The sequence below is a fragment of the Psychrobacter sp. UBA6739 genome (genome assembly GCF_002453835.1).
GTDB lineage: Bacteria > Pseudomonadota > Gammaproteobacteria > Pseudomonadales > Moraxellaceae > Psychrobacter > Psychrobacter immobilis_A.
Map to the genome: position 1 here is coordinate 78,639 of NZ_DKHR01000009.1, position 6,102 is coordinate 84,740.

The following is a 6,102-nucleotide window of genomic DNA, read 5'->3' on the forward strand; positions in this document are numbered from 1 at the left end:
AATAGGCTCAACCAGCTGTAGATATTGACCTTTGATATCAATTTGCTCAATACTTACTTCAATCGGGGTGACAGAGTTGTCGGTTTGGTACTGGTTACTCATAGGGGCGAGGTATCTTTGTTATTAGGTATCATTGTGATTAATAGAAGAAGAAATGATCGCAATCAATAATGGCTTAAATCCGATGTTTCGCTTGGATAAACCATTGTTCAATCACGCTATTAGCGGGATCATGATTACTCTGCTGTTGTAATAAGTGCTTGGTGGCGACGAGATCTTTTAATTGCTCAGCATAGGCACGCGGTTGCAGTAGCCGCATGACCGTACGACAGATATTATCACCACTCGCCTGCTCTTGAATCAGCTCAGGAACGATTGCAGTATCAGCCAAAATGTTGGGCAGCGCCACATAAGGTACTTTGACCAAGCGTTTGGCAATCTGATAGGTGAGTTTATTTAATTGATAAACCACCACCATCGGTCGCTCTAACAGCATCGCCTCTAGCGTTGCAGTGCCAGATGCCAGCATCACAATATCTGAGGCTGCCATCGCTTGTTGACTAAAGGCTGGCTGGCTATCATCATAAACCACCACAATGGCAGCACGTAGTTGCTCTGAGCGCTGATCAATAACATCTTGGACGATATATTGATGATTCTGGTCGACGGTCGGAATGATAAAGCACAGCTTGGGGTCGAGCAATATCAACTTTTGAATACCATCTAACATCAATGGCAAAATAGCCGTGATTTCACCGCGCCGAGAGCCTGGCATTACACAAATCAGCTGGCTGACATCGTCAAATCGTTCAATAAAAAACTGCTGCAAGCCATCGTTGTGCCAAACCAGCTCACTACGGCGCTGATTGATCGGTGTCTCTAATAATGTTTGATCAATCGTACGCAACAGCGGATGACCAACACATATTGCTGGATGATTATGACGCTCATAAACGGACAGCTCAAAGGGGAACAAACACAACACAAGGTCGGTCGCCGCTTTGATATTATGAATACGTGACTCACGCCATGCCCAAATAGAAGGGCTGACATACTGCACGCAGAATACGCCTTGCGGTTTTAATTTTTTAGCCACTCTAAGATTAAAATCAGGCGCATCAATGCCAATAAACCAATCAATATCAGCGGCTTTAAATGCGCTCAATAATTCACGGCGCGCTTTAAGCAAGTCAGGCAATTGCGCCATGACTTCTACCAAACCCATCACCGCTAAACGCTCCAATGGAAAAATGCTTTGCAGCCCTTGCGCTTGCATCTTTGTACCACCGACGCCGACCCACACAATATCACCACGTAGATTATTCATCTGCTGCATGAAGTCTGCGCCCAAGCTATCCCCTGACACTTCACCTGCGATGATACCGATGACCAATGGCACAGTCTGTAATTCAGCACTTCGAATTTCAGTCTCTGTTTGGTCTATAAGGTTATGATATTGATCAGGCGTAGCAGAATCTGTCATGACAAGCTCTCGATATTAAAAAATACAATAAATGCATATAAAATAAATGAATGATTATTATAAAATACGACGCATAAAATCTGCGCGAAAGCTCTGTGATACCTAAGCATTCGCCATACTCACTATTTTATCGTCATACCTTTTATATTGTCATCATACGTGACGATGATACAAATAGCTAAATTAGCTGATAAAAGCCAGAAATGACCACTTAACGGGTTAATTCGTTTTTCTATACGGACAGATAAATTGAGTAACAATCTTGCTTGTTGAAGCGCTCATATACGATTGGCGCTGAACAAGTATAACTAAGTTTTGGTTTCCTCATTCCAGTTATCAGTCAATTAACTGCGCGACTGCCCTTGTCAACCAACACTTTTGTCCGCATAATGAAACTCCCTATAAATCAGCTAGACGATATATAACCATGACAACATCAGTTACCCATAATGCAGATATTGACGACGTGAATATTGAAAAGTTCATTCCTTTGATCACTCCCGCTGAGCTAAAAACTGAGCTACCTTTATCAGATGCAGCCTATAAAACCGTATTAAACGGTCGTAATACTATCCAAAACATCTTGGACGGTAAAGACAAGCGCCTCTTTGTAGTCATCGGCCCCTGCTCTATTCATGATATCAAAGCCGCTCACGAATATGCCGATCGGTTGGCCATATTAGCAAAAGAAATCGAAGATAGCGTATTTGTGGTGATGCGCGTATATTTTGAAAAGCCGCGCACAACCGTTGGCTGGAAAGGCATGATTAATGACCCTGATATGAACGACAGCTTCGATATCGAAAAAGGTCTGCGTACTGCCCGTAAGCTACTGCTCGATTTGAATGAAAAAGGTCTGCCTTGCGCCACCGAAGCACTAGACCCGAATACCCCGCAGTACATGCAGGATTTGATCAGCTGGTCAGCGATTGGCGCACGTACCACTGAGAGCCAAACGCATCGTGAAATGAGTTCAGGCTTATCATGCCCAGTAGGCTTCAAGAATGGAACAGATGGCGGCATGACAGTCGCTGTTAACGCAATGCAAGCCGTGAAAGAAGGTCATAGCTTCTTGGGTTTATCAGCAGATGGCAAAGTCTCAATCATCAAGTCTAAAGGCAACCCTTACGCGCACGTGGTACTCCGCGGTGGTAACGGCAAGCCCAACTATGACGAGACTGCGGTTGCACAAGTGGAAAACGAGCTGGCAAAAGGCAAAACTAATAGCAAGATTATGATTGACTCAAGCCATGCCAACTCAGGTAAAGACCCATATCTACAGCCGATGGTTATCCAAAACGTTGCAGAGCAAATTCAAAACGGCAATAAATCTATCATTGGTATGATGATTGAGAGTCATCTAAAAGGCGGCAATCAAAAACTGACGGCTGACTTAAGCCAGCTCGAATATGGCAAGTCTATCACTGACGGTTGCTTAGATTGGGACAGTACGGTCACTGCCCTGTATAATCTACGTGATATGGTCAAAGACGTTTTGCCGAATCGTTAATATTGACAGTCCCTCATCACGATAAAGATCACTCTATCTTTATAAGTTGCTCAGCAAAAAGCCCGTCTGACATGATATGTCAAACGGGCTTTTTTGTATGCTTTAACTTATTAGCTTATCACGTTTAACGTTTTCAACGTAACTGATAAAATATTACGCTTTATACATTTGCCGCACCTAAAACACTGTTTAGACTTTCAAGTACATGCTTAGAAGAAGCCTGCTTTTGCAACTCAATCAACCGCTCATGCGCCATTTGACGACGTGGCTCAGCCAAGGTATTCCAACGCGCTAGCACTTGCAATAAACGCGACGCCAAAACAGGATTGGCATCATCCAACTTTTTAATCACACCAATATAAAGCTCCAACCCTTCTGCCGTCCATAAAGCCGTTGGCTGCGAGGTAAAGGCACTGACCACTGAGCGTACACGATTGGGCGTATTCCAATCAAAATCTGCGTGAGCGATCAAGGATTGGATAGTATCAGCGGTGACAGTATCAGCAGACGCTTGCACACTAAACCATAAATCAATGACCAAATCATTATTTTGGAAGCGATTATAAAAGTCTGCTAAATACTTATCAGCATTTAGCAGTTGATGATTGACCATCGCTTTCAACGCACCGAAACGCTCCGTCATACAGCTTGCATCATCATACTGCTGCTGCGCCCATTCATCTGCGCCATCGACATTTGCGGTCAGCGCCATATCGAGCACCACATTACGCAAGGCACGGGTGCCACGAGCCTCGGCACTATCTTCATAAGACTGCATAGGTAGCTGCTCATAAAGCTCAGCCCATTGATCTTTTAGCGCCTTTGCAAGCTGCTGATACAAGTCGTCGCGCTGCGCTTTCACCAATGCTGGATCGTAATCTTTATGAATAGCAGACGCCAGCTCTTGCGCTGATGGAATATCAAGCAAGCGGGCAGCCAACATCGCATCCTCAGCCGCGAGCACAGGCAATGTCTGCGCTAGTGCTTGCAGATAGATATCAGGACTGCTCTTCTCGCCTTGACCTTGCAACAAGATACGATTGACCAGCATCTGCGTCACTTGCCAGCGGTTAAAACCATTGGTTTCATGTTTGAGCAAAAATGCCAAATCTGCATCTTGATAATCATAATTGAGCTGTACTGGCGCACTAAAATCACGTAGCAAGGATACTACAGGCTCACGCGCTATATTTTCGAAGGTAAAGGTTTGCGTGGCTTGATCGAGTAGCAGCATACGCTCAGCCACAATGTCACCACTGTCTTTATCAAATAGCGCAGTCGCGACCGGAATAGGCAGTGGTTTTGGCGCAGAAAAGCCACTGACATGACGGGTTTGCTGACTTAACGTAATCGTCAGTGTCTGCGCTGCATGGTCATAATGTTGATGACCAGACACCATTGGTGTGCCCGGCTGACGATACCAGTCGATGAAGCTTTCAATCTTGCTATCCGTGATGCTAAGCGCTGACAAAAAGTCCTCAACCGTCACCGCTTGCCCATCATAACGACGGAAATACTCATCCGTGCCTTTACGAAAATTCTCGGCTCCTAACGTATTGGCAATCATGCGTACGATTTCAGCGCCTTTCTCATAAACAGTCGTCGTATAAAAATTATTAATCTCGACAAAACTCTCAGGGCGTACCGGGTGTGCCAATGGTCCTGCATCCTCCGCAAACTGATGAGCACGCAAGGTCGCCACATCGTCGATACGCTGTACGGCACTCGACTGCTGATCCGCTGAGAATGATTGATCGCGGTAAACGGTAAAGCCTTCTTTTAAGCACAATTGAAACCAATCACGGCAAGTAATGCGATTGCCTGTCCAATTATGAAAATACTCATGGGCAATGATGGCTTTCACACTAAAGCTACGCGCATCCGTTGTCGTCTCAGGACTGGATAACACACAAGCAGTATTAAAAATATTTAGACCTTTGTTTTCCATTGCGCCCATATTAAATTGACTCACGGCAACAATCATATAGCGATCTAAATCGTAGGCGCGACCATAATTAACCTCATCCCATTTCATCGAATCTTTCAACGCTTGCATACCGACATCACATTTATCGATGTCAGCGGACTTTGCGTATATTTCCAGCAACACCTCACGACCTTCGCTGGTGGTATAGGAATCCGTCAATACGTCTAAATCAGCGACAACACAGGCAAATAGATAGCTTGGCTTATTGGTTGGATCATGCCATATCGCATAATGACGGTCTGGGGCATCTGCCACTTCACCCGCTTCAACCAAGTTACCATTGGCTAATAGTGTTGGATAACGCTTATCCGCCTCAAGACGCGTGGTAAATATCGCTAGCACATCGGGGCGGTCTGGATAAAAGGTGATTTTACGAAAACCTTCCGGCTCGCACTGGGTGACAAACATCGTCTCATCACCAATGCCCGCCATATAGAACCCTTCAAGTGCGGTATTGGTCTGCGGACAGATACGTACTTGAATCTCTAAAATAACCCCATCAGGTGCATTAGCAATCGTCAACGTGCCTGCTTGTTGTTGATAATCCTCAGCCGTCAATGGCTTACCATTCATCGTAATGGCGATCAGCTCCAACTCTTCACCGAATAATACGAGATCTCCTGCTGTTTGACGTACCATCTTCAGAGTGCTGTCTACCTGTGCATGATTTTCGAACAGTTTAATATCTAAATCAACCGTTTCCACATCAAAGCTAGGTTTCTGGTAATCTTTTAAATTAATTTTACTTGGTGCATGCGGTGGCACATCTGGCATATCAGGATTAATGATTTGAGCATCAGTTTCAGCAATAGACATGGGTATTCCTATTATTATTTATGGCAAAAAATATATACGGTAAAAAGCGTGACGATTTAAGCTAAGGCAGGTCATCAATTAGCATAATTTTATGACCATTAACATGATAATGGTATCTTGCTACATTGACCTAAACTGCCAAATTTCAAGAGCAGGTCGCAATTTTATTATGTCCATCGTCCATGACACTTATCAAAATGCGATGGCAATGAGAGAGTCGATACATTAAAAGAGCGGCATAATCAGCATCAGCCACCCATTGGATAATCACGATTAAAATGATTGGTGGTGTATCAAAAAGTATGC

Annotated in this window: 3 protein-coding genes; 1 reads left to right on the forward strand and 2 read right to left on the reverse strand. The window is 44.4% G+C overall.

The window, feature by feature from the left end; all coding sequences use genetic code 11:
* Positions 1-175 precede the first annotated feature (175 nt).
* Positions 176-1,483, reverse strand: a complete 1,308-nt coding sequence (gene lpxB, locus B2575_RS02955) for a lipid-A-disaccharide synthase (protein ID WP_227685394.1) — start codon at positions 1,481-1,483, stop codon at positions 176-178.
* Between the two features lie 427 nt (positions 1,484-1,910).
* Here lpxB and B2575_RS02960 point away from each other — a divergent pair, with 427 nt between their 5' ends.
* Positions 1,911-2,993 carry a 3-deoxy-7-phosphoheptulonate synthase gene (locus tag B2575_RS02960; protein ID WP_045446373.1) on the forward strand — a complete coding sequence of 361 codons (1,083 nt, stop codon included), beginning with the start codon at positions 1,911-1,913 and terminating at the stop codon, positions 2,991-2,993.
* A gap of 160 nt (positions 2,994-3,153) precedes the next feature.
* Here the strand turns inward: B2575_RS02960 and pepN are convergent, their stop codons facing one another.
* The gene (pepN, locus tag B2575_RS02965; RefSeq protein WP_296240069.1) at positions 3,154-5,754 is read right to left on the reverse strand and encodes an aminopeptidase N; all 2,601 of its coding nucleotides are present in this window, start codon (positions 5,752-5,754) and stop codon (positions 3,154-3,156) included.
* Positions 5,755-6,102 lie beyond the last annotated feature (348 nt).